The organism is Pantoea sp. S18, from assembly GCF_045689705.1.
In the GTDB taxonomy this organism is placed as follows: Bacteria; Pseudomonadota; Gammaproteobacteria; order Enterobacterales; family Enterobacteriaceae; genus Pantoea; species Pantoea symbiotica.
Genome location: NZ_CP142688.1, coordinates 1,643,325 through 1,663,404, shown reverse-complemented (window position 1 = coordinate 1,663,404; position 20,080 = coordinate 1,643,325). Strand labels below are relative to the sequence as shown.

The following is a 20,080-nucleotide window of genomic DNA, read 5'->3' as shown; positions in this document are numbered from 1 at the left end:
CTTAATACCTCTTACATCGGCGAGACGTTCAGGAAGAAACGCTGGAACCAGCCCATCGTCTGCGCTTCATTGATATAACCATTTCCGACGTACTCAATACGTGCATCGGCCACCGCGGTGGAGAGCACCGCATTGCTGGCGCTGATGGTGCGCGGGTTAACCACGCCCGAGAAGCGGATGAATTCGGTGCCCTGGTTAATTTCGATCTGTTTCTCACCCACCACGCGCAGGTTGCCGTTCGACAACACCTGATTGACGGTGACGGTGATGGTGCCCGTAAAGGTGTTATTCGCCGTGGCGCCACCTTTGCCGGCGAAATCATTTTTGCCATTGGCATCCAGCGTGGCTTTTTCGCCACCGGCACCCACCAGACCACTCAGGCCGGTTGGTACACCTGTCACACCAAAACTGTTGCTGCCATCGCGGCTGGCGTTGGCGGAAGAACTTTTGCTGGCGCTGACGTTTTCCTGCAAGGTGATCGTCAATGTGTCGCCAATGTTGCGTGGACGGCGATCCTCAAACAGCGGCTGATAGCCGTAGTTCAGCGGTGCGACGCCCTGAAAAATGGAACCGTTCACCACTGGCGGTGCGGATGGCGTCGGCTCTGCCGTTGTCGCCCCTTGCACCAGTGGCGTGCGCGGAACCAGCGCACAACCGTTAAGAGTGAGTAGCAGCGTGGCTACCAACCAATGACCAGGCTTGAGAATCACTTGCTTCGCCACGGAGTTCTAACCTTATTCATGTTGCTTAATCAGGCCAGCCAGGCTGGCCCAACGACACCAGCATTACAGCTGGGTTAACTTCGCCAGCATCTGATCGGAGGTGCTGATCGCTTTACTGTTGATCTCGTAGGCGCGCTGCGTCTGAATCATGGTGACCAGCTCTTCCGCCACGTTGACGTTCGAGGTTTCGACATAACCCTGATACAGCAGACCCGCGCCGTTCTGGCCTGGCGTGCTCTGCGTTGCCGCACCGGATGCCTGCGTCTCCTGATAGAGGTTTTCACCCTGGCTATTCAGGCCCGCATCGTTCATGAAGGTGCTGAGCGTCAACTGACCGACCTGCGCCGGGTTGGTCTGGCCCTGCTGCGTCACACTCACCACGCCATCGCGCGAGATAGTGATGCTGGTGGCGTTGGCCGGAATGGTGATGCCTGGCTGTACCGGATAACCGGCGTTGGTTACCAGCTGACCGTTCTGGTCAACCTGGAATGAACCATCACGGGTATACGCCGAGGTGCCGTCTGGCATCTGCACTTCGAAATAACCCTGGCCATTGATTGCCACGTCTTTCGAGTTGCTGGTCTGCGACAGGTTACCCTGCTGATGCAGACGCTCTGTCGTAACAGGACGCACACCGGTACCGATCTGCAGACCTGACGGCAGCGTAGTTTGCTCCGACGACTGGGTGCCCGGCTGACGCAGGGTTTGGTACATCAAATCTTCAAATACCGCGCGCGAACGTTTAAAGCCGTTGGTGCTCACGTTCGCGAGGTTGTTGGAGATGACGTCCATGTTGGTTTGCTGAGCGTCAAGACCGGTTTTGGCGATCCATAAAGAACGAATCATGGTGTTTTCCTTACGCCTTAGCTGCTCATGTTGAGCAAGCTGTTAGCTTTTTGTTCGTTTTCATCGACGTTGGAGATCACTTTCATCTGCATCTCAAAACGTCGGGCGTTGGCGATCATATCGACCATGGTTTCCACCGGCTTCACGTTACTGCCCTCCAGCACGCCAGGCATCACCGTCATGGTGGCATCGTTCGCCAGCGCAGCGCCGCGCGTCGCCTGAGTTTGCTGGTTAGGACGGAACATGCCGTCATCACCACGTTGCATCTCTTTACCGGTGGCACGCACCAGCTTCAGGCGACCAATCTGCACCGTGGCATTGGGTGCATCACCGGCGTTACGCGAGGTGATGGTACCGTCCGCCGCGATGGTCAATTCAGCACCTTGCGGGATGGCGATCGGACCGCCATCGCCCATCACGGGATTGCCCTGAATGGTCAAAATACCGGTCGAGCTGATCTGCATGTTGCCGTTGCGGGTATAGGCTTCGGTACCGTCAGCGGCACGTACTGCCAACCAGCCATCCTGCGCGACACCCACATCCAGCGTGCGGCCGGTGTTATCCATTGAGCCCGGTGACATATCGGCGCCCGGCGTGGAAGCGGCAACCAGCGTACGCGTTGGCAGCGACCAGCCGCTGACCGGCACTGCGCGCAACGCGTTGAGCTGAGCACGAAAGCCCGGCGTTGAGGCGTTGGCGAGGTTGCTGGCCGTTACCGACTGCTGCTCCAACGTCTGACTGGCCGCGCCCATAGCGGTATATATTGCGTGATCCATAAAGCAATCCCGTTAGCGAATTAACGTAAGTTAACCAGGGTGTTAAGAATCTGGTCCTGAGTTTTGATGGTCTGGCTGTTAGCCTGATAGTTACGTTGCGCAACGATCATGTTCACCAGCTCTTTACTCATATCGACGTTGGATGCTTCCAGCGCACCTGAAGTCAGGTTGCCGTAAGTACCAGTGCCTGCCAGACCAACCGCAGCCTGACCTGATGAGCTGGTAGCTGACCAGACGTTATCGCCTTCAGACTTCAGACCTTCCGGGTTAGAGAAGCTCGCCAGCACGATCTGACCCAACAACTGGGTTTTCTGGTTGGAGTAAGTACCGGTAATGGTGCCATCATCATTGATGGTGTAGCTGGTCAAATCGCCAGGCTGATAACCGTCCTGCGTTGGGTTACCAAAGGTGGTCGCACCGGTGTTTTGCTGCAGGCTGCCCAACATGCTCATGCTGATGTTCATGCCATCCGCACCGTTGGTGCCGCTCACAACTAGGTTTGCCAGTGAGGCGCTGGTGGTCGTGGTATCCGGAATTGCAGTGCCCGGGTTGGCCGGATCGTCAATCATTTTTGATACGCCGGTCAGCTTACCGTTGGCATCAAACTTCATCTGGTAGCCCAGGTTGTCGCCTGCTGCGGTGTTACCGACTTCATTACCCGTGGTGGAGTCAACCATATGCACGGTCCAGGTGTTATCCGCAGTTTTGATGTAGTACATATCTAACTGATGATCGTTACCCTGGGTGTCATACACCGTCATGGTGGTTTTTGCGTTGTAGCTATCAACGTTGGACTTATCAAACGTTGTCACCGTTGGTGTGGTGCTGGTTGAGTTCAGGTTCGCAACCTGAGTCGCGGTGGTCGTTGCGCGAGCGCCCATCTGCGTGGTCGGAATACTCAGCGCCACCGGGTTCGCACCGGTCTGAATGGTTGGCGGTGTGCCGCTGGCCGGATAACCGGAAACGTTCAGACCTTGGGTGTTCACCAGGTTACGGTTGGCATCCAGTGTGAACTGGCCGTTACGGGAATAGAACACGCCGCCGCTGGCGTCGGTCATACGGAAGAAGCCGTTGCCGCTCAGCGCTACGTCCAGTCCACGACTGGTTGACGTGGTACTACCATCACCAAAGTCCTGGATAACGGCAGCAACCTTGGTACCCAGACCGACATTAGAACCGGCAAACATATCGGCAAAGGCAATGGTGCTGGATTTAAAACCGGCTGTGGCGGAGTTGGCGATGTTGTTACCAATTACATCCAGATTGCTGGAGGCAGCATTCAGGCCGCTCACCGCTTGTGAAAAAGACATAGTATTTCTCCTGCTAAAGGTTAATCAGAGAATCTGACGAATTTCATCGAGGGTTGCGGAGCCCATGGTGCCGAGATCCAGTTTTGCGGTGTCACCCACTGTGCTGACGCCATTGACGTAGGCATAGTTGAGCGGTTGAGCCACCAATTGGGTGCTGCCACTGCTGGCGGCCAGTGAAACGGTATATTTTCCATCCGGTGCAGTGCTGCCATCGGTCAGGGTGCCATCCCATGAGAAGGTATGGACGCCTGCAGTCAGTGCACCCAAATCGATGGTGCGAACAGTCGCGCCACTGGCATCTTTGATGGTGGCGGTGGTCGCGGTTGACGCGGTGCTCAGTTCCACACCGAAAGGCGTGGTCGTGCCGCTGCCCACCAGGACCTGGCTACCGTTAACCATCACGCCGTGACCAATTAAGGTTGCGCTCTGCAACGACTGGCTAGAGCTAATCTGACCAGAGATGGATCCCAGCGTGGTATTCAGCTTTTCAATACCGCTCAGGGTGTTGATTTGAGCCAACTGGGTGGTGAGCTGGCTGTTATCCATTGGATTGGTGGGATCCTGGTTTTTCAGCTGCGCCACCAACATATTCAGAAACTGATTCTGCAGGTCGGCGGAGGTATTACCGCTCGAAGCACTGCTGGAGGTCAGTACCGTTGGGTCCAGACTGTCTTTAATTCCTACTGCTACGCTCATCGTCGTTCTCCGTTACTGACCCATGGTGAGGGTTTTCATCATCATTGACTTCACCGTGTTCAGCACTTCAACGTTGGCCTGGTAGCTGCGCGACGCGGACATGGTGTTGACGGTTTCGGACACAACATCAACGTTTGGCATCTTGACGTAGCCCTTCTGATCCGCCAGCGGATTGCCTGGGTCATACACCAGTTTTGCCGGAGTAGGATCGTTAACCACGCCTGCGACCTTCACGCCGCCGGTCGCTGCACCTTGTGCGGCGTCGGTCTGGAAAATCACCTGCTTTGCCACGTAAGGTTGGCCATCAGGGCCGGTTACGCTGTCGGCGTTGGCCAGGTTACTGGCGCTGACGTTGAGGCGCTGTGATTGCGCTGTCATCGCAGAACCGGCGATATCAAAGATATTCAGCAATGCCATGCTTATTGCCCCTGCAGAACGCTCATCATGCCTTTGATCTGGCTACTGATGAGGGTGAGATCGGTTTGGTATTTCAGGCTGTTATCAGCAAACTGCGTACGTTCGCGATCCATATCCACGGTGTTGCCATCCGCGGCGGGTTGATCGGGAATGCGGTACAGCAGATCCAGTGACGGCTGAGAGTTGGTTTGCGCTTCAATGTGGCGTGAGGACGTCACATTCAGCGCCAGACTGCTGCCTTCGGCGCGACCGTTTTGCATCACCTTGCTCAGTTGGCTGGCAAAGTCGATATCCCGCGCCTGGTAGCCCGGGGTATCGGCGTTGGCAATGTTTGACGCCAGGATTTCCTGACGCTGAGCACGCAGGTTTAACGCTTCAGTACCAAATCGCAGCGCGGCATCGAGTTTGTCGAGCATGCTTCCTCCGCGAATGAGAATTTTGAGCTGACAGCTTAAGTGGACAAATGCAAGGGCGATCGTCTGAATAGCAGCAAAAATGACGGCTATTTTTGACATTGATTTTTTTGCGCGAGGCGTAGACTCGGTGCCATCTTCTCGTCAGGAGGCGTTATGCGCAGATATTCCACTTTGCTAGCCACACTTTTGCTGGCACTGGCGCTACCCAGTTCTGCCGCGGACCTTACCGCGCAGTTAACCCAATTTTTTAAGGCGCGCGACCCACAACATGCCGCCGGCATGACGGTGGTGGTACGTACGCCGCAGGCGCAGTGGCCAAACTGCGAAACCCCTGAGCTGCAACTGCCGGGTAATAGCCGTCAGTGGGGCAATATCAGCATCGCCGCTAACTGCGATCAAAACCGTCGTTTCCTGCAGGTTCAGGTGCAGGTCACCGGACAATATCTGGTGGCGAGCCGTCAGGTGGCGCGCGGCAGCAATCTCAGCCAGTCTGATGTGCGTCTGGAAACCGGGCGGCTGGATGAACTGCCGGCTCGCGCCTTGATGGATAGCAGTGGCGTCATCGATGCGGTTGCGCTGCGCGATATCCCGCCAGGACAGCCGGTCACAGCCACTATGGTGCGCCAACCGTGGCGCGTGAAAGCCGGTCAAAATGTGATGGTAGTCGCCAGTGGAAACGGGTTTAATGCCAGCAGCGAAGGACGTGCGCTGAACAACGCCAGCGCGGCACAAATGGTGCGCGTGAGGATGGGAAATGGTCAGGTTGTCAGTGGTCGCGTCGACGCGGATGGGAATATTCTGATATCGCTATAAAGCGTTAAAGAACACTGTTGTTCTGCCGATAGAGATATCAACAAAGACATTACCCTATGCTGACTCAGTTGGCTGACCCCCAACTGACCTTACAGGAGCCTTACCATGAGCATCGACAGAACGCAGCCTACGAATCCGGTTAGCACTGTTCAAACACGCGATACCAACGATAACAGCGGCAAAGTGCGTCAGAGCGCCACGCCAGCAGCCAGCACCAGCGAAAGCGGTGCAGAAGTGAAGTTGAGTACCGCGCAGGCGCAACTGATGCAGCCTGGCAGCAAAGACATTAACACAGCGCGCGTTGAGCAGCTGAAGACGGCCATTCGTAATGGCGAATTGAAAATGGATACCGGTAAGATCGCCGACGCGCTGATCGCCGATACCAAGGCGTATTTAGAGGGTAACTAATCCCAATGGACAATCTGCTGATCACCTTAGACAAAATGCAGGACGTGCTGACATCCCTTGCGCTGGTAATGGATGAAGAACAACAGCAACTTTCTGCCGGCCAGGTTAATGGCAACATGCTGCAGCGTATTTCTGAAGATAAAAGCGCGCTGCTGACTACGTTGAATTATCTGGACGAGATGCGCCGCACCACCGAGAAATCCCTCGGCACGCAAGCGCCCTATGGTGATCACAGCGATCGCGAAAACCGCTGGATGCGTATTCAACAGCACACGCGCCGTTTACGCGATGCCAATACGCATAACGGGATTTTGTTGCAGCATCAGATTGGCTTCACCAATGAAGCATTGGCGGTATTGCGACCGCACCAAACGCAGGCATTTTACGGGCCGGATGGTTTGGGTAAAGGTCAGGCGACGCTGAGTCGTAAAGGGTAAAAAAGTGGGTTTGAAGAGGCTGCTATCTTTCGGGATGGCGGCCTTTTTGTTTTGGTTTTAAGCATAGCGCACAAGAGATAAACAGCAGGCGGGAGCTTGTTTTGGGCAGGCATCCGCAGCGCTGAACTGAGAAAGGAAGCCAGGATTTGCCCGCAGGACGCGGGCGAAAGGCTCAGCCGGGACAAGGAAGTCCCGTCTGAGCCGGTCCGTCAGGCTGACGTACGAAGTGAAGGAACCGCAAAGCGGCGCGAGGACCGCCGGACCAAAACAAACTTCCGTCTGCGTGAGAGCTGGTTTTTTACGCCATAGTGCGGCGCGCGAAGTCGCGCGGGCGGAAGCCGAGCAAGCCAAGCATCACAAAGTATGAGCCGCCGCCGATGGCGCAGACCGCCGCCAGACGAATCAGGCGCCACCACATCTGCCCCTCTTCCCATGCTGGCATGACCTGCAGAATGCCCAACAGCGCTGCGGCCATCACACATACCGCAATCAGCAAACGAGTCAGGAAACTGAACCAGCCAGGCTGCGGCTGGAAGATATCCTGCTTACGCAGTTGCCAGTACAACAGCGCGGCATTTAGACAAGCGGCAAGACCAATCGACAGCGACAAACCGGCGTGTTTGAGCGGGCCAATAAATGCCAGGTTCATCAATTGCGTCACAATCAGCGTCACGATGGCAATTTTCACCGGAGTCTTGATGTCCTGGCGAGAATAGAAGCCGGGTGCCAGCACTTTCACCACAATCAGCCCCATCAAACCCACTGAATAGGCAATCAGCGCGCGTTGCGTCATCAAGGCATCAAAGGCGGTGAATTTCCCGTACTGGAACAGCGCGACCGTCAGCGGCCCGGACAAAATCCCCAGCGCCACTGCGCTCGGCAACGCCAGCAGGAAGCAGAGACGCAGGCCCCAATCCATCAACCGTGAATACTCTTCCTGATTGCCACTGGCAAAACTCTTCGCCAGCGAGGGCAGCAAAATGGTGCCCAGTGCCACGCCCAGCACGCCGGAAGGAAACTCCATCAGACGATCGGCGTAGTACATCCATGAAACCGAACCGGAAACCAGAAAGGAGGCGAAGATGGTGTTGATGATCAGTGAAATTTGACTGACCGACACGCCAAGAATCGCCGGCCCCATTTGACGCATCACTCGCCACACGCCCGCATCGCGCAGATTCAGACGCGGCAGAACCAGCATGCCAATTTTCTTCAGGTGCGGCAGTTGATAAAACAGCTGCAACACGCCGCCCACCACCACAGCCCACGCCAGCGCCATCACCGGAGGATTAAAATGCGGCGCAGCGAAGACGGCAAAACCAATCATGCTGATGTTGAGCAGCGTCGGCGCAAACGCCGGCACGGAAAAACGGTTCCAGGTATTGAGGATGGCACCCGCCAGCGACGCCAGCGAGATCAGCAGAATATAAGGAAAGGTGACGCGCAGCAGCGCGCTGGTTAAAGCGAATTTGTCGGCGGTATCGGCAAAGCCTGGCGCCGTCACCACAATCACCCAGGGCGCAGCGATCATCCCCAACACGGTCACCACCGCCAGTACTAGCGTCAATAAACCGGAAACGTAGGCGACAAACACCCGCGTGGCATCTTCGCCCTGCTTGCTTTTATATTCCGCCAGGATTGGCACGAACGCCTGAGAAAACGCGCCTTCGGCAAAAATGCGGCGCAGCAGGTTAGGCAGTTTGAAGGCAACAAAGAAGGCATCGGTTGCCATCCCCGCACCGAAAACGCGCGCCACAATGGCATCGCGGGCAAAGCCCAGTACGCGGGAAAACAAGGTCATCGAACTGACCGCAGCCAGCGATTTCAGCAAATTCATATTGAGTGGCGCATCCTGAAAAGTGTCGGAGAAATGAGCGACTTAGCGCGGACATCCCGTGATGTCCGGCGATAGTCTACTGACACGGCGGGAAATGACCAGCATTGAGTGTTACAAGGGATTATTCACGTTCGGCATCGCGCCACAACTTTTCCACCAGACGCTGCGCCGCCAGCGCCTGTTCGCCACTGGTTTCAGGCATCGTCTGATTTTCAACACACTGAATGAAATGGTGCGCTGCGCCGCTAAAACCGCGCTGGGTAAGATGGCTTTGCCACGCGGGCGGCACATCACGCACGATGCCGCTGCGGTTTTCCTGCTGCCAGTCGCGCATCTCGTTAATTTCGATGTAATCACCGTCACAGATGGCGCTGACCACTTCGCGTTGCGTCCCGGCGCGACGATGCATGCTGGTGGTGATTTGCAGCGAACCGGCGGTGAAATGGTGTTCGGCGTACAACATCGCGCCATCGTCATTGGTCTCGATATGTCCCAACTCGCGCGTCAGAGTGCCGCCCGCCAGCCACAGCGCGGTATCAACCACGTGCAGATAATCATCCAGCAGGGTAAAACGCAGATCGTGCGGGCCAACGCTATCCGCGCGATGCTTCTCAATACGCAGCGAGGCCGCGCGTGGCATGTCATTTTTTAGCTGCTGGTAACGCGGCGCAAAGCGGCGGTTGAATGCCACCATCAGCTTACGCTTATGCTTGTCCGCCAGCGCCACCAGCGCTTCAGCCTGTTGCAGCGTTTCGGCTAGCGGTTTATCGACGCACACATCTTTGCCCGCCAGCAACAGCGCTTTGACCACTTCGTAATGACTGGCGGTGCTGCTATGAACAAATACCGCATCGCTGGCTGCGGCCAGCGCATCCAGTTGACCAAAATAGGGTATGCGATAGCTATCGCAAATCGGTTGTGCCTTGGCCTGATTCGGCGAAAAAGCGCCAGCCAATTGCCAGCCGCTGGCCTGCGATAACACCGGCAGCCACGCTTTCTGCGCGATACCGCCTAAACCTACAATGCCAATGCGCAGCGTCATATCAGAGCTCCTTTTGCAGCAGCTGTTGCAGTTGCGACTGCAACTGAGCAACCGTTTCTTCAAGTTGCGCGACACGCGCGGTTAAATCGTCATTGTCGCTTGAGGTTTCTGCGCTGGCCGCGTCTTCCACCACTTCGCCGCCAAACAGATGCATATAGCGGCTTTCACGTTTGCCCGGTTCGCGCGCCAGGCGCACCACCATTGGACCATCATCGCGCGTGGTCAAACCGTTAAGCGTCTGCTCGACTTCATTCATATCGCTGAATTCATGCAGTCGACCGCTGCGGGTACGCAGTTCGCCCGGCGTCTGGGCGCCGCGCAGGAACAACAGAGTCAGCACCGCGACTTCAGCGCTGCTCAACTGCAAGTTGCCGAAAGCGGAGTTGCAGAAACGCTGTTCATATTTGCTGACGCGCTGGCCGAAGCCATTATTGGAGGTCACCAGATGCTTTTTCACCAGCTCATCGAGCTGCGTTTGCACCTCCATCTCGCTGAGATTCAACACCGGTTCGCGGTTGGATTTCTGATTACAGGCGGTGACAACGCCATTAAGGGAGAGCGGATATTGATCCGGCGTGGTGACCTGCTTCTCCAGCAGGCATCCAATTACGCGCAGCGCCTGCGCGGATAAAGCCATTTTCATTGGGGTAATCCTTTTTTATTGTCCACGGCGATCCGGGGTCCACTCCCGGTAGGTCAGCGCAGTCAGGACATGATCCTGCCAGCGCCCATCAATCAATAAGTAATCTTTGGCATAGCCCTCTTTTTCAAATCCGAGGCGCGCCAGCAGATCGCCACTGCGCTGATTATGCGGCATGTAGTTTGCCATAATGCGGTGAATGCGCTGCTGACGTTGCATATAGCGAAGGGTGGTCGTGAGCGCTTCAAACATCAATCCTTGACCTTGCCACTTCTCGCCCAGCGAATAGCCGAGATAGCAGGCGTGAAACGATCCGCGCAGCACGTTGCTATAGTTGGCTACACCACGCACTTCGGTCTCTTCCGGGTCCATCAGCACAAAATAGTAGGCTGAGCCCTGTTTATGCATGTCAGCGATCAGTCCGAGGCGTGCTTGCCAACCGGAAGGATAACAGTGGCTCTCGTCGCGCACCGGTTCCCACGGCTTAAGAAACGCACGATTTTCAGCGTAATAATCCGCTAATCGCCAGGCATCGCGTTCGTGTACTAAACGCACCACTAAGCGATCGGTAGTGAGGCGCACGCGTGGGCCAGCAGAACGATAGCCAAACATCATGACTCCTGAAATCCATAACTTAAGAAAGATGTACGCCAGCGGCGATACTTCTCACTATAACCGTCACCCCGCTTGCGGTAAAACCCTTGAACACGTTCATCCGGATTCATCCTGATTTAGGATTAATATTTCTGCGGATTCGATGAAAAAATATCATCCTGAGAAAGCTGTTTTTCGCCCCTGAGCAGGCGGAAAATAGACCAATTGGTCTCTTATCTCCTCTCACTTGCTTAGGAATTAGCATGTCTCGGGTTGCGCGGGCACGACGCCTCGGTAAAACATTTCTTTTAGTGGATAACATGCTGGTTGTGATGGGATTTTTCGTGGTATTTCCTCTCATCTCCATCCATTTTGTCGAACAGCTGGGCTGGGCCGCGTTGATGGTCGGCATTGCGCTTGGCTTGCGGCAGTTCGTCCAACAGGGATTCGGCATCTTCGGCGGTGCGATTGCCGACCGTTTTGGTGCGCGTCCGCTGATCGTCACCGGCATGTTAATGCGTGCGGCGGGTTTTGCCTGCATGGCGCTGGCGCATGAACCCTGGCTGCTGTGGTTCGCCTGCTTGCTTTCCGGTCTTGGCGGCACGCTGTTTGATCCGCCACGTAGCGCGCTGGTGATGAAACTGGTGCGCGCACGCGATCGCGGCCGCTTCTTCTCCCTGCTGATGATGCAGGACAGTGCCGGAGCGGTGCTGGGCGCGCTGATTGGCAGCTGGCTGTTGGCGTGGGATTTCCGCCTGGTGTGCTGGGTTGGCGCGGCGGTGTTTGTCGCTGCTGCGCTGTTCAACGCCATTTGGTTACCGGCGTGGCGTATCTCGACAGAACGCATTGCGATGCGTGAAGGGATGCAACGCGTCTGGCAGGATAAGCGTTTTCGCCTGTATGTGCTGACATTGACCGGCTACTACATTCTCGCCGTGCAAGTGATGTTGATGCTGCCGGTGATGGTGAATCAGGTGGCCGGTGCGCCTGCTGCGGTGAAGTGGATGTACGCCATTGAAGCGCTGCTGTCATTAAGCCTGCTCTATCCACTGGCACGCTGGAGCGAAAAACGCTTCCGCCTGGAAACGCGTCTGATGGCCGGTTTGTTCCTGATGACGTTCAGTCTGCTGCCGGTTGGCATGACCGACTCGCTGCCGTCGCTGTTTATGCTGATCGCCATCTTTTATCTCGGCTCGATCATTGCTGAACCGGCGCGTGAGACACTCAGCGCTTCGCTCGCCAGCTCCCGCGCACGCGGTAGCTATATGGGCTTCAGCCGTCTCGGCCTCGCCATTGGCGGCTTGATCGGCTACTCCGGTGGCGGCTGGATGTTCGATATGGGCCAGCAATGGGCGCTGCCGGAACTGCCGTGGATGCTGCTGAGCAGCGTCGGCATGATCACCCTTTTGGCGCTGTGGTGGCAGTTCCAGCCGCGTTCGGTGGCGCCAGCGATTTTCAGCAGCTAGTTTGCCCCTGCCACAGATCTCTTCCATACTTCCCGCACGTCCGAAAAAAGGGTGACCTCCGTCACCCTTAGAACCACAGGAGAAACGGGATGAAACTCTACATCTACGATCACTGCCCTTTCTGCGTCAAAGCACGCATGATTTTCGGCTTAAAAAATCTGCCGTTAGAACTCATCGTTATGCTGAATGACGACGAGCAAACACCGAAAAAACTGATCGGCCAGAAAATGGCGCCGATTCTGCAAAAGGCTGATGGCAGCGCGGTACCGGAAAGTATGGATATTGTGCGGCTGGTGGACAAATTCGATCACGAGCCGCTGCTCAATGGCAAAAGCAATCCGGCGATTAGCGACTGGCTGCGCCATGTAAATGGCTACGTGAATAAGCTGCTGCTACCGCGCATTGCCGATGCCTCCTTTGCCGAATTCGCCACGCCGGAAGCGCGCAGTTACTTTAGCGAGAAGAAGCAGGCCAGCGTCGGCGATTTCAGCGAGTTGCGGAAACACGCGCCGGGCTTAATCAAAAACATCAGCGACGATTTGCGCCAGCTCGATAAGCTGATCGTCAAGCCCAATGCGGTCAATGGAGAACTCTCAGAAGATGACATTCATCTGTTCCCGCTGCTGCGCTCCTTAACGCTGGTCAACGGCATTGAATGGCCAAGCCGCGTTGCCGATTATCGCGATAATATGGCGAAACAAACTCAGGTCAATCTGCTCTCCTCCATCGCCGCATAATCCTCATCCACGAGAGGCGCTACGGCGCTTCTCATCTCTCTCCTGGTGACAGGTGCCGCTGATTCAGGCAGGCTATCGCTGTTTTGCCGTTTCGATCAGGATGAGGACTATATGAAAAAGGCGTTTACCGGGCTTGTCGCCCTGCTTTTTGCCGTGCTACTCAGCGGCTGTAACCAATTGACGCAATACACCATCAGCGAACAGGAAGTGAATCAGGCGCTGCAAAAGCGCAATAACTTCGAAAAAGACATCGGTGTTTCCGGGCTGGTGAATGCGCACATTGTGCTGAGCGATCTCAACAGCCAAATTGGCCGTGAAGAACCCGGCAAAATCACCCTCTCGGGTAAAGCCAATATCAATGTCAGCTCGCTGTTTGGCCCGCAGCAGGCCGAAATGCTGCTGAAGATGAAGGCGCAGCCGGTTTACAACGCACAGGAAGGCGCGATTTATTTGCATGATATGGAGATTGTCGATGCGCAGGTGCAGCCAGAAAAAATGGCGTCGATCATGAAAACCCTTACGCCTTATCTCAATGAGTCGCTGAAGCGCTACTTCAATGAGAAACCCGCCTACGTGCTGAGCGCAGACCGCAGCAAAGGCGAAGCGCTGGCGAAGAAACTCGCTAAAGGGATAGAAGTGAAACCGGGACAATTGGTGATTCCGTTTACTGATTAATCCGCGCAGCCGCACCTTCGGGTGCGGTTTTTGTTTGTCACAATAAAATCCCGTGCAAACGGTTGCCCACATCCTTATGATTACTCCCCGGCCTAAACGTGCCTCTCGTTTTCTTCTCAGCCGGAGTCTTTTTGAATGACAGCCCAACCTCAGCAAATCACCATCCGCCGCCCTGACGACTGGCATATCCATCTGCGCGATGGCGCGATGCTCAACGCCGTACTGCCTTATACCAGCGCAGTAAATGGTCGTGCGATTGTCATGCCAAACCTGGTTCCACCGGTTATTAGCGTGGCCGCTGCCGTGGCTTACCGCGAGCGCATTATGGCCGCGTTACCTGCTGAGCATGCTTTTACTCCGCTGATGACCTGCTATCTCACCGACTCACTCGATCCTGATGAGATCGAGCGCGGCTTCCGTGACGGCACTTTTACTGCTGCCAAGCTCTACCCTGCGCACGCCACCACCAACTCCAGCCACGGCGTCACCAATATCGCCGCGATTGCGAAGGTGCTGGAGCGCATGCAGCAGATCGGCATGCCGATGCTGGTGCATGGTGAAGTGACCGATTCTCATATCGATATTTTTGATCGCGAAGCTCGCTTTATTGAAACCGTGCTGGAACCGCTGCGCAAACAGTTCCCGGCGCTGAAAGTGGTGATGGAACATATCACCACCAAAGAAGCAGCAGAATATCTGGCTGCCGGTAACGAACTGCTGGGCGCCACCATTACGCCACAACACCTAATGTTCAACCGCAACCACATGCTGGTGGGCGGCGTGCGTCCCCATCTCTACTGCTTGCCGATTCTGAAGCGCAATATTCATCAGGAAGCGCTGCGTAAACTGGTCGCCAGCGGTAATCGTCGCGTATTCCTCGGGACCGATACCGCGCCACATCTGCGTCACCTGAAAGAAGCCAGTTGCGGCTGCGCCGGTGTGTTCAATGCGCCGACCTCATTGCCTGCTTACGCCACGGTGTTTGAGGAGCTTAATGCGCTGGAGCATTTCGAAGCCTTCTGCTCGGAAAATGGCGCGAACTTCTATGGTTTGCCGCTGAATGAAGGCACTTTGACGTTGGTGCGTGAATCCTGGCAGGTTGAAGAGAGCATTGCCCTGGCGGATGACACGCTGGTGCCTTTCCTTGCCGGTGAAACGCTGAACTGGCGCATCAAAGAATAATTTTCTGCTGCTTGCCTTCGGGATAATTATACTGTACAAATAAACAGTATATTATTCCGGAGGCTTCTATGCGTGTTGAAATTACCGTAGCAAAAACTTCGCCCCTTCCTGCAGGTGCACTTGATGCACTCAGCATCGAACTGGTTCGTCGCATTACACAGGATTTCCCTGACGACGATCATCACGTCAAAGTGCGTTATGCCGGCGGCAACCAACTTAGCGTGTTTGGTGGCTGCAAAGAGTCACGTGAACGCATCAGCGAACTGTTACAAGAAACCTGGGAAAGCGCTGACGACTGGTTTAATAACGATTAACAGCCACTGTGCCGTTTTTGCCGGGTTTCGCCACCCGGCTTTTTTGTTTTTATTTCACTCTCGCCAGAAAAACTTCCTGCATCTAGACTCATGTTAAACGATCCCCTATTCTTGCCTCGTCATGCTTACAGGAGGTGTTTTACATGACTACTGAAAAACCAGAAGAGGCGATGACCTTCGGAGAGTTGCTGGCATTTATTGCTGAGCAACAGCGCCGCTTAACCGTATTAGAAAATGCGTTTGCCACCTTGACCTTCTGTCTCGACGATCGCGCCAATCAGTTGCTGGTCCACAACCTGACGCTGGAAGCGCAAAACCAGAACCATGACGAGCAGTTACAGCAGCATTTTACCCGGCTGGCGGAAGAGATTCAGAAGCGTCACGGCCTGCTGCCGAGCGAGCCACACGCCTAAAAGATTCTCTTTTTTCGGCCTAAAGTTTTCTCTTATAAAAGCCGATAATTTCGTAACTACCGCCAGTAATATTTCCAATAAAATGCCTGACGTTTCGGGCATTTTATTATTCGTCATAACGTCAATGTGAAGCGCGTTTATTTTCACTCAGATTAGGTTCGTCATACCTTTTAACTATTGTACCCGCTATTTCATGTTATAATTGTTTCGCTAGTGCACGATACAGCCGCATTGAACCTCAAGAAGCACTTCGTTTAACGAGTAATACGGAGGTTATAATGGACAGAAATAAAGACGTCATCCAGACTCATCCGTTGGTAGGATGGGACATCAGCACCGTAGACAGTTATGACGCCATGATGATTCGCCTGCACTCGCTCTCCTCGCAGGGGCAGAAAGAAGAAGAAGCTGACGTGGGCCCGACCTACTGGCTGACTACCGATGTAGCCAGACAGTTCATCTCTCTACTAGAAGCTGGCATTGCAAAAATAGAGTCTACCGAGCAGTACCTACGCGACAATCAAAAGCATTAATTTCTACTATCGCGTGAAAGGGCACCCAACAGGGTGCCTTTTTCATGGGCGCTCTCTTTTGATATGCTATTGAAAAATTTCGCCGTTTTGCTGGAGTGATGTCGTTATGGTTTATGATCTGATTGTGGTGGGAAGCGGTTCGGTAGGCGCAGCAGCCGGGTTTTACGCCACCCAGGCTGGCTTATCGGTCCTGATGATTGATAGCGCCCATCCCCCGCACAGCCAGGGCACGCATCATGGCGAAACCCGCCTGATTCGGCATGCTTATGGCGAAGGTGAACGCTACGTGCCGCTGGTGCTGCGCGCGCAGACGCTGTGGGATGAACTGGAACGCCAGAGCGGCGAGCGCATCATGCATCGTAGCGGCATCCTCAACTTAGCGCCTATTACATCCTCCTTTATTCAAAATGTCATCGATAGCGCCAAAGCATGGCAGCTGGATGTGAAAATCTTGCAAGCCGATGAAGTGCGCGCGCGCTGGCCGCAGTTCATGGTGCCGGATGGCTATATTGGCGTGTTCGAACCTAACTCCGGTTTCCTCAAATGCGAGCAAGCGGTGCGCAGCTGGGTGCAGCTGGCAGAACAAGCCGGCTGCGCGCAGCTGTTTAACTGTCCGGTGACAGAAATTGGTCGCGATGGCGATCTGCAGCAGGTCACTACCAGCGATGGCATTTTCCGCGCGCGTAAATTGCTGGTCAGCGCCGGAACATGGGTTAGCCAGTTGGTCGCCGATCTGCCGGTTGCGCCCGTGCGTAAAGTTTTTGCCTGGTATCAGGCAGATGGCCGCTACAGCGAAAACAACAAATTCCCCGGCTTTACCGTAGAGATGAGCGATGGCAGCCACTTCTATGGCTTCCCAGCGGATAACAATGCGCTGAAAGTGGGACGTCACGATGGCGGCCAGTTGATGCAAACGCCGGCAGACCGCAAACCTTTTGGCAGCATCGCGGTGGATGGTAACGAGTCCTTTAACTTCCTGCGTAAATTCCTGCCGGGCGTGGGCGTCTGTTTGCATGGCGAAGCCTGCAGCTACGACAATACGCCGGATGAAGATTTCATAATCGATACGCTGCCCGGTGAGCCAAATCGCCTGATCATCACCGGTTTAAGCGGGCATGGTTTCAAATTCGCCAGCGTGTTGGGTGAACTTGCCAGTGAATTTGCCCAGAACAAACCATTCTCTTTCGATATTAAGCCCTTCTCACTCGCGCGATTTAACTGATGCGCAGATGCCGGCGCTCATTCCGCGCCGGCAAGATTGACGCATGTTGACATTTAATTACCTAAATAAACATTCAATGCAGCGATATGCCGCATTTGGTGTAGTCAATATGCAATACCCCGCAATAGCCCACATGTTTTAAGTCATCCCTTCAATTATCCTGACTGAGATTTAATTAAATCCTCATTTATTCCGAAGATGATTTTCGACTTTATAGAAAAGTAAGGTTAATTGATCTTTCATTGCAAAATGTAGATGCTCATTGCCACTTATTTCATTCCTGGAACTTTATATGTGGCGTAATTCCACACAGCATTTCGGCGCTGTCTCCATTTTATTGCATTGGCTTATGGCGCTGGCTATTTACGGCATGTTTGCGCTGGGTTTGTGGATGGTCGGATTGGGTTATTACGACGGCTGGTATCACGACGCGCCAGAAATTCATAAAGGCATCGGCATCCTGCTGTTTGCTGCGCTGCTGCTGCGCCTCGGCTGGCGAATTATTTCACCGCCACCCAAACCGTTGTCGAGCTATTCCCCCGCCGTTCGGCGCGGTGCCACTGCCGCACACTGGATGTTATACGGCTTGCTAATTGTGCTGCTGTTCACCGGTTATCTCATCTCCACCGCCGATGGTAAACCGATCTCAGTATTTGGCTGGTTTGAGGTTCCCGCTCTGTTCAGCGGTGCCGCGCAGCAAGCGGATGTGGCGGGCGACATTCATCTTTGGCTGGCGTGGGGTTTGGTGCTGTTCTCTGCACTGCACGCGCTGGCAGCCCTGAAACACCATTTTATCGACCGTGATGTGACACTGAAAAGGATGTTGGGTTACCGCATCCCGTTAACCTCTGAAAAGGAAAAGTAACATGCTAAAGAAGACATTATTGGCAGTAGCAGCGGCCGGCTTATTGAGCGCCAGCCTGACGGCCAGCGCAGCTGACTATAAATTTGATAAGGAAGGCCAGCACGCGTTTGTTCAATTCCGCATTCAGCATCTGGGCTACAGCTGGTTGTACGGTACCTTTAAAGATTTTGACGGCAGCTTCACGTTTGATGAAGCCAATCCTGCAGCAGATAAAGTCAACGTGACCATCAACACTAACAGCCTCGATACCAACCATGCTGAACGTGATAAACACCTGCGCAGCGCGGATTTCCTCAACACCGGTAAGTTCCCGCAGGCGACCTTTGCTTCTACCGCGGTGAAGAAAGACGGCAAGGATTACAAAATCACTGGCGACCTGACGCTGAATGGCGTGACCAAGCCCGTGACGCTGGATGCAAAATTGATGGGAGAAGGCAAAGATCCGTGGGGCGGCTATCGTGCAGGATTTGAAGCCAGCGGTGAAATCGTGCTGAAAGAGTTCAACATCAGCAAAGATCTTGGCCCGGCATCGCAGAAAGCTGAACTGATTATTTCGGTGGAAGGCGTGCGTAAGTAAACCAAATGCAGCCTGAAGTCCGCTGACTTCAGGCTGTTTTGCGCTTATTTTTTATCTGGCGCGGGAATCGCCATCGTCATGTTCAGCAAACCGCGTGATTTGTTAAACACCTTGTTGCCATTTTCACGGCCCGCACGGCGTGCGCGCTGCTCTTCTGGCGACAACGTTGACTCTTCCATGCAGATTGGGCTGCAGCAGTTGTTGTACTTTTCAGCACAGTTTGGGCACTGAATGAACAACAAGTGACAGCCATCATTGATGCAGTTGGTGTGGCTATCGCAAGGCGTGCCGCACTGATGACAGCTGGAAAGAATATCGTCGGAAATGCGTTCGCCCATGCGTTCGTCAAAGACAAAGTTTTTGCCTTTGAAACGCACCGGTAAGCCCTGCTCGCGCGCGCGACGGGTGTATTCAATAATCCCACCTTCAATGTGATAAACATCATTGAAGCCGTTGTGCTTCATCCAGGCGCTGGCCTTTTCACACCGAATGCCGCCAGTGCAGTACATGACAATCTTTTTGTCTTTCTTATCCTGCAGCATATCAACAGCCATCGGCAGCTGATCGCGGAAGGTATCGGCCGGCACTTCCATGGCTTTATCGAAACGCCCCACTTCATATTCGTAGTGGTTACGCATATCCACGAACAGCGCATCCGGATCGTCGAGCATCGCGTTAACGTCAGCGGCTTTCAGGTAAGCGCCGACATCGCTGGCATCGAAGCTATTGTCTTCAATCCCATCCGCCACAATGCGCTCACGCACTTTCAGGCGCAGCACCCAAAAAGATTTACCGTCATCATCCAGCGCAATGTTCATGCGCAGGTTATTCAGCGCTGCATCAAAGGCATACAAGGCTGCCTTCATCTTTTCGTAGCGGCTGGCTGGCACGCTGATTTGTGCGTTGATACCTTCATGCGCGACATAGACGCGACCAAACACCTTGAGTTTGGTTAACTCAACGTAAAGGGCATCACGGAAGGCTTTAGGATCGGCAATCTGGAAGTATTTATAAAAAGAGACTGTGGTACGTGGTTCGGTTTCCGCCAACATACGTTCCTTCAGCTCTTTATTGGAAACAAGGTTATGTAACACTGGCATGGTGTTCGTCCTGTTAGCAATCAGAGAAATTTAGCGCGCGTA

At 54.4% G+C, this 20,080-nt stretch carries 25 protein-coding genes; 13 read left to right on the top strand and 12 right to left on the bottom strand.

The window, feature by feature from the left end:
* Positions 1-11: 11 nt before the first annotated feature.
* From VIJ98_RS07675 to flgB, 7 genes are all read right to left on the bottom strand, one after another.
* On the bottom strand, positions 12-722 hold the full coding sequence (locus VIJ98_RS07675; RefSeq protein WP_008103082.1) for a flagellar basal body L-ring protein FlgH: 711 nt from the start codon (positions 720-722) through the stop codon (positions 12-14).
* A 63-nt stretch (positions 723-785) separates the two neighbouring features.
* On the bottom strand, positions 786-1,568 hold the full coding sequence (gene flgG / locus VIJ98_RS07670; RefSeq protein WP_007885801.1) for a flagellar basal-body rod protein FlgG: 783 nt from the start codon (positions 1,566-1,568) through the stop codon (positions 786-788).
* 17 nt (positions 1,569-1,585) lie between these two features.
* On the bottom strand, positions 1,586-2,344 hold the full coding sequence (locus VIJ98_RS07665; protein ID WP_008103084.1) for a flagellar basal body rod protein FlgF: 759 nt from the start codon (positions 2,342-2,344) through the stop codon (positions 1,586-1,588).
* A 20-nt stretch (positions 2,345-2,364) separates the two neighbouring features.
* Entirely contained in the window at positions 2,365-3,654 is a 1,290-nt protein-coding gene (gene flgE, locus VIJ98_RS07660) for a flagellar hook protein FlgE (RefSeq protein WP_008103086.1), read from the bottom strand.
* 24 nt (positions 3,655-3,678) lie between these two features.
* Entirely contained in the window at positions 3,679-4,350 is a 672-nt protein-coding gene (flgD, locus tag VIJ98_RS07655; RefSeq protein ID WP_008103087.1) for a flagellar hook assembly protein FlgD, read from the bottom strand.
* Positions 4,351-4,362: 12 nt separating this feature from the next.
* Positions 4,363-4,767, bottom strand: a complete 405-nt coding sequence (gene flgC, locus VIJ98_RS07650; protein WP_008103089.1) for a flagellar basal body rod protein FlgC — start codon at positions 4,765-4,767, stop codon at positions 4,363-4,365.
* Between the two features lie 2 nt (positions 4,768-4,769).
* On the bottom strand, positions 4,770-5,183 hold the full coding sequence (gene flgB / locus VIJ98_RS07645) for a flagellar basal body rod protein FlgB (protein WP_008103091.1): 414 nt from the start codon (positions 5,181-5,183) through the stop codon (positions 4,770-4,772).
* A gap of 153 nt (positions 5,184-5,336) precedes the next feature.
* Here flgB and flgA point away from each other — a divergent pair, with 153 nt between their 5' ends.
* The 3 genes from flgA to flgN all read left to right on the top strand — a co-directional run bounded on the left by flgA (position 5,337) and on the right by flgN (position 6,841).
* Positions 5,337-5,996, top strand: a complete 660-nt coding sequence (gene flgA / locus VIJ98_RS07640; protein WP_154152717.1) for a flagellar basal body P-ring formation chaperone FlgA — start codon at positions 5,337-5,339, stop codon at positions 5,994-5,996.
* Between the two features lie 105 nt (positions 5,997-6,101).
* Positions 6,102-6,404 carry a flagellar biosynthesis anti-sigma factor FlgM gene (gene flgM / locus VIJ98_RS07635; protein WP_323273166.1) on the top strand — a complete coding sequence of 101 codons (303 nt, stop codon included), beginning with the start codon at positions 6,102-6,104 and terminating at the stop codon, positions 6,402-6,404.
* A gap of 5 nt (positions 6,405-6,409) precedes the next feature.
* Positions 6,410-6,841 (top strand): flagellar export chaperone FlgN, encoded by a 432-nt coding sequence (flgN, locus tag VIJ98_RS07630; RefSeq protein WP_258144924.1) that lies wholly within the window; start codon positions 6,410-6,412, stop codon positions 6,839-6,841.
* 298 nt (positions 6,842-7,139) lie between these two features.
* Here flgN and murJ read toward each other — a convergent pair whose 3' ends face one another.
* From murJ to rimJ, 4 genes are all read right to left on the bottom strand, one after another.
* Positions 7,140-8,678 carry a murein biosynthesis integral membrane protein MurJ gene (murJ, locus tag VIJ98_RS07625; protein WP_154152720.1) on the bottom strand — a complete coding sequence of 513 codons (1,539 nt, stop codon included), beginning with the start codon at positions 8,676-8,678 and terminating at the stop codon, positions 7,140-7,142.
* A 121-nt stretch (positions 8,679-8,799) separates the two neighbouring features.
* Positions 8,800-9,720, bottom strand: a complete 921-nt coding sequence (locus VIJ98_RS07620; protein ID WP_323273163.1) for a Gfo/Idh/MocA family oxidoreductase — start codon at positions 9,718-9,720, stop codon at positions 8,800-8,802.
* A 1-nt stretch (position 9,721) separates the two neighbouring features.
* Positions 9,722-10,363: a DUF480 domain-containing protein gene (locus VIJ98_RS07615; protein ID WP_323273160.1), complete on the bottom strand. Its 642-nt coding sequence runs from the start codon at positions 10,361-10,363 to the stop codon at positions 9,722-9,724.
* A gap of 15 nt (positions 10,364-10,378) precedes the next feature.
* A complete protein-coding gene (gene rimJ / locus VIJ98_RS07610) occupies positions 10,379-10,972 on the bottom strand; it encodes a ribosomal protein S5-alanine N-acetyltransferase (RefSeq protein WP_008103106.1) in 594 nt (197 codons plus the stop codon).
* Between the two features lie 245 nt (positions 10,973-11,217).
* Here rimJ and mdtH point away from each other — a divergent pair, with 245 nt between their 5' ends.
* The 10 genes from mdtH (at position 11,218) to VIJ98_RS07560 (ending at position 18,938) form a co-directional block, all read left to right on the top strand.
* Complete coding sequence (gene mdtH / locus VIJ98_RS07605) at positions 11,218-12,420, top strand: multidrug efflux MFS transporter MdtH (protein ID WP_008103107.1); 1,203 nt, start codon at positions 11,218-11,220, stop codon at positions 12,418-12,420.
* A gap of 89 nt (positions 12,421-12,509) precedes the next feature.
* Complete coding sequence (gene grxB, locus VIJ98_RS07600) at positions 12,510-13,157, top strand: glutaredoxin 2 (protein WP_154152731.1); 648 nt, start codon at positions 12,510-12,512, stop codon at positions 13,155-13,157.
* Between the two features lie 111 nt (positions 13,158-13,268).
* Positions 13,269-13,832: a lipoprotein gene (locus VIJ98_RS07595; RefSeq protein WP_008103112.1), complete on the top strand. Its 564-nt coding sequence runs from the start codon at positions 13,269-13,271 to the stop codon at positions 13,830-13,832.
* Between the two features lie 135 nt (positions 13,833-13,967).
* Positions 13,968-15,014 (top strand): dihydroorotase, encoded by a 1,047-nt coding sequence (pyrC, locus tag VIJ98_RS07590; protein WP_323273156.1) that lies wholly within the window; start codon positions 13,968-13,970, stop codon positions 15,012-15,014.
* A gap of 68 nt (positions 15,015-15,082) precedes the next feature.
* Positions 15,083-15,328, top strand: coding sequence for a DNA damage-inducible protein I (dinI, locus tag VIJ98_RS07585; protein WP_007893661.1), 246 nt, complete (start codon positions 15,083-15,085; stop codon positions 15,326-15,328).
* A gap of 143 nt (positions 15,329-15,471) precedes the next feature.
* Positions 15,472-15,741: a hypothetical protein gene (locus VIJ98_RS07580; protein WP_008103116.1), complete on the top strand. Its 270-nt coding sequence runs from the start codon at positions 15,472-15,474 to the stop codon at positions 15,739-15,741.
* 278 nt (positions 15,742-16,019) lie between these two features.
* Positions 16,020-16,274 carry a biofilm formation regulator BssS gene (gene bssS / locus VIJ98_RS07575; RefSeq protein ID WP_008103119.1) on the top strand — a complete coding sequence of 85 codons (255 nt, stop codon included), beginning with the start codon at positions 16,020-16,022 and terminating at the stop codon, positions 16,272-16,274.
* Between the two features lie 106 nt (positions 16,275-16,380).
* The gene (solA, locus tag VIJ98_RS07570) at positions 16,381-17,496 is read left to right on the top strand and encodes an N-methyl-L-tryptophan oxidase (RefSeq protein ID WP_323273151.1); all 1,116 of its coding nucleotides are present in this window, start codon (positions 16,381-16,383) and stop codon (positions 17,494-17,496) included.
* Between the two features lie 292 nt (positions 17,497-17,788).
* On the top strand, positions 17,789-18,361 hold the full coding sequence (locus VIJ98_RS07565) for a cytochrome b (protein ID WP_323273150.1): 573 nt from the start codon (positions 17,789-17,791) through the stop codon (positions 18,359-18,361).
* 1 nt (position 18,362) lies between these two features.
* On the top strand, positions 18,363-18,938 hold the full coding sequence (locus VIJ98_RS07560; protein ID WP_008103126.1) for a YceI family protein: 576 nt from the start codon (positions 18,363-18,365) through the stop codon (positions 18,936-18,938).
* Between the two features lie 44 nt (positions 18,939-18,982).
* On the opposite strand, the gene VIJ98_RS07555 is transcribed toward VIJ98_RS07560, so the two are convergent.
* Complete coding sequence (locus VIJ98_RS07555; RefSeq protein ID WP_154152751.1) at positions 18,983-20,038, bottom strand: rhodanese-related sulfurtransferase; 1,056 nt, start codon at positions 20,036-20,038, stop codon at positions 18,983-18,985.
* Positions 20,039-20,080: the final 42 nt, after the last annotated feature.

Bases quoted from the DNA above. Each gene is read 5' to 3' on its own strand.
- flgG (WP_007885801.1), bottom strand. From the start codon at position 1,568: ATGATTCGTTCTTTATGGATCGCCAAAACCGGTCTTGACGCTCAGCAA.
- VIJ98_RS07665 (WP_008103084.1), bottom strand. From the start codon at position 2,344: ATGGATCACGCAATATATACCGCTATGGGCGCGGCCAGTCAGACGTTG.
- flgE (WP_008103086.1), bottom strand. From the start codon at position 3,654: ATGTCTTTTTCACAAGCGGTGAGCGGCCTGAATGCTGCCTCCAGCAAT.
- flgD (WP_008103087.1), bottom strand. From the start codon at position 4,350: ATGAGCGTAGCAGTAGGAATTAAAGACAGTCTGGACCCAACGGTACTG.
- flgC (WP_008103089.1), bottom strand. From the start codon at position 4,767: ATGGCATTGCTGAATATCTTTGATATCGCCGGTTCTGCGATGACAGCG.
- flgB (WP_008103091.1), bottom strand. From the start codon at position 5,183: ATGCTCGACAAACTCGATGCCGCGCTGCGATTTGGTACTGAAGCGTTA.
- flgA (WP_154152717.1), top strand. From the start codon at position 5,337: ATGCGCAGATATTCCACTTTGCTAGCCACACTTTTGCTGGCACTGGCG.
- flgM (WP_323273166.1), top strand. From the start codon at position 6,102: ATGAGCATCGACAGAACGCAGCCTACGAATCCGGTTAGCACTGTTCAA.
- flgN (WP_258144924.1), top strand. From the start codon at position 6,410: ATGGACAATCTGCTGATCACCTTAGACAAAATGCAGGACGTGCTGACA.
- murJ (WP_154152720.1), bottom strand. From the start codon at position 8,678: ATGAATTTGCTGAAATCGCTGGCTGCGGTCAGTTCGATGACCTTGTTT.
- VIJ98_RS07620 (WP_323273163.1), bottom strand. From the start codon at position 9,720: ATGACGCTGCGCATTGGCATTGTAGGTTTAGGCGGTATCGCGCAGAAA.
- VIJ98_RS07615 (WP_323273160.1), bottom strand. From the start codon at position 10,363: ATGAAAATGGCTTTATCCGCGCAGGCGCTGCGCGTAATTGGATGCCTG.
- rimJ (WP_008103106.1), bottom strand. From the start codon at position 10,972: ATGTTTGGCTATCGTTCTGCTGGCCCACGCGTGCGCCTCACTACCGAT.
- mdtH (WP_008103107.1), top strand. From the start codon at position 11,218: ATGTCTCGGGTTGCGCGGGCACGACGCCTCGGTAAAACATTTCTTTTA.
- grxB (WP_154152731.1), top strand. From the start codon at position 12,510: ATGAAACTCTACATCTACGATCACTGCCCTTTCTGCGTCAAAGCACGC.
- VIJ98_RS07595 (WP_008103112.1), top strand. From the start codon at position 13,269: ATGAAAAAGGCGTTTACCGGGCTTGTCGCCCTGCTTTTTGCCGTGCTA.
- pyrC (WP_323273156.1), top strand. From the start codon at position 13,968: ATGACAGCCCAACCTCAGCAAATCACCATCCGCCGCCCTGACGACTGG.
- dinI (WP_007893661.1), top strand. From the start codon at position 15,083: ATGCGTGTTGAAATTACCGTAGCAAAAACTTCGCCCCTTCCTGCAGGT.
- VIJ98_RS07580 (WP_008103116.1), top strand. From the start codon at position 15,472: ATGACTACTGAAAAACCAGAAGAGGCGATGACCTTCGGAGAGTTGCTG.
- bssS (WP_008103119.1), top strand. From the start codon at position 16,020: ATGGACAGAAATAAAGACGTCATCCAGACTCATCCGTTGGTAGGATGG.
- solA (WP_323273151.1), top strand. From the start codon at position 16,381: ATGGTTTATGATCTGATTGTGGTGGGAAGCGGTTCGGTAGGCGCAGCA.
- VIJ98_RS07565 (WP_323273150.1), top strand. From the start codon at position 17,789: ATGTGGCGTAATTCCACACAGCATTTCGGCGCTGTCTCCATTTTATTG.
- VIJ98_RS07560 (WP_008103126.1), top strand. From the start codon at position 18,363: ATGCTAAAGAAGACATTATTGGCAGTAGCAGCGGCCGGCTTATTGAGC.
- VIJ98_RS07555 (WP_154152751.1), bottom strand. From the start codon at position 20,038: ATGCCAGTGTTACATAACCTTGTTTCCAATAAAGAGCTGAAGGAACGT.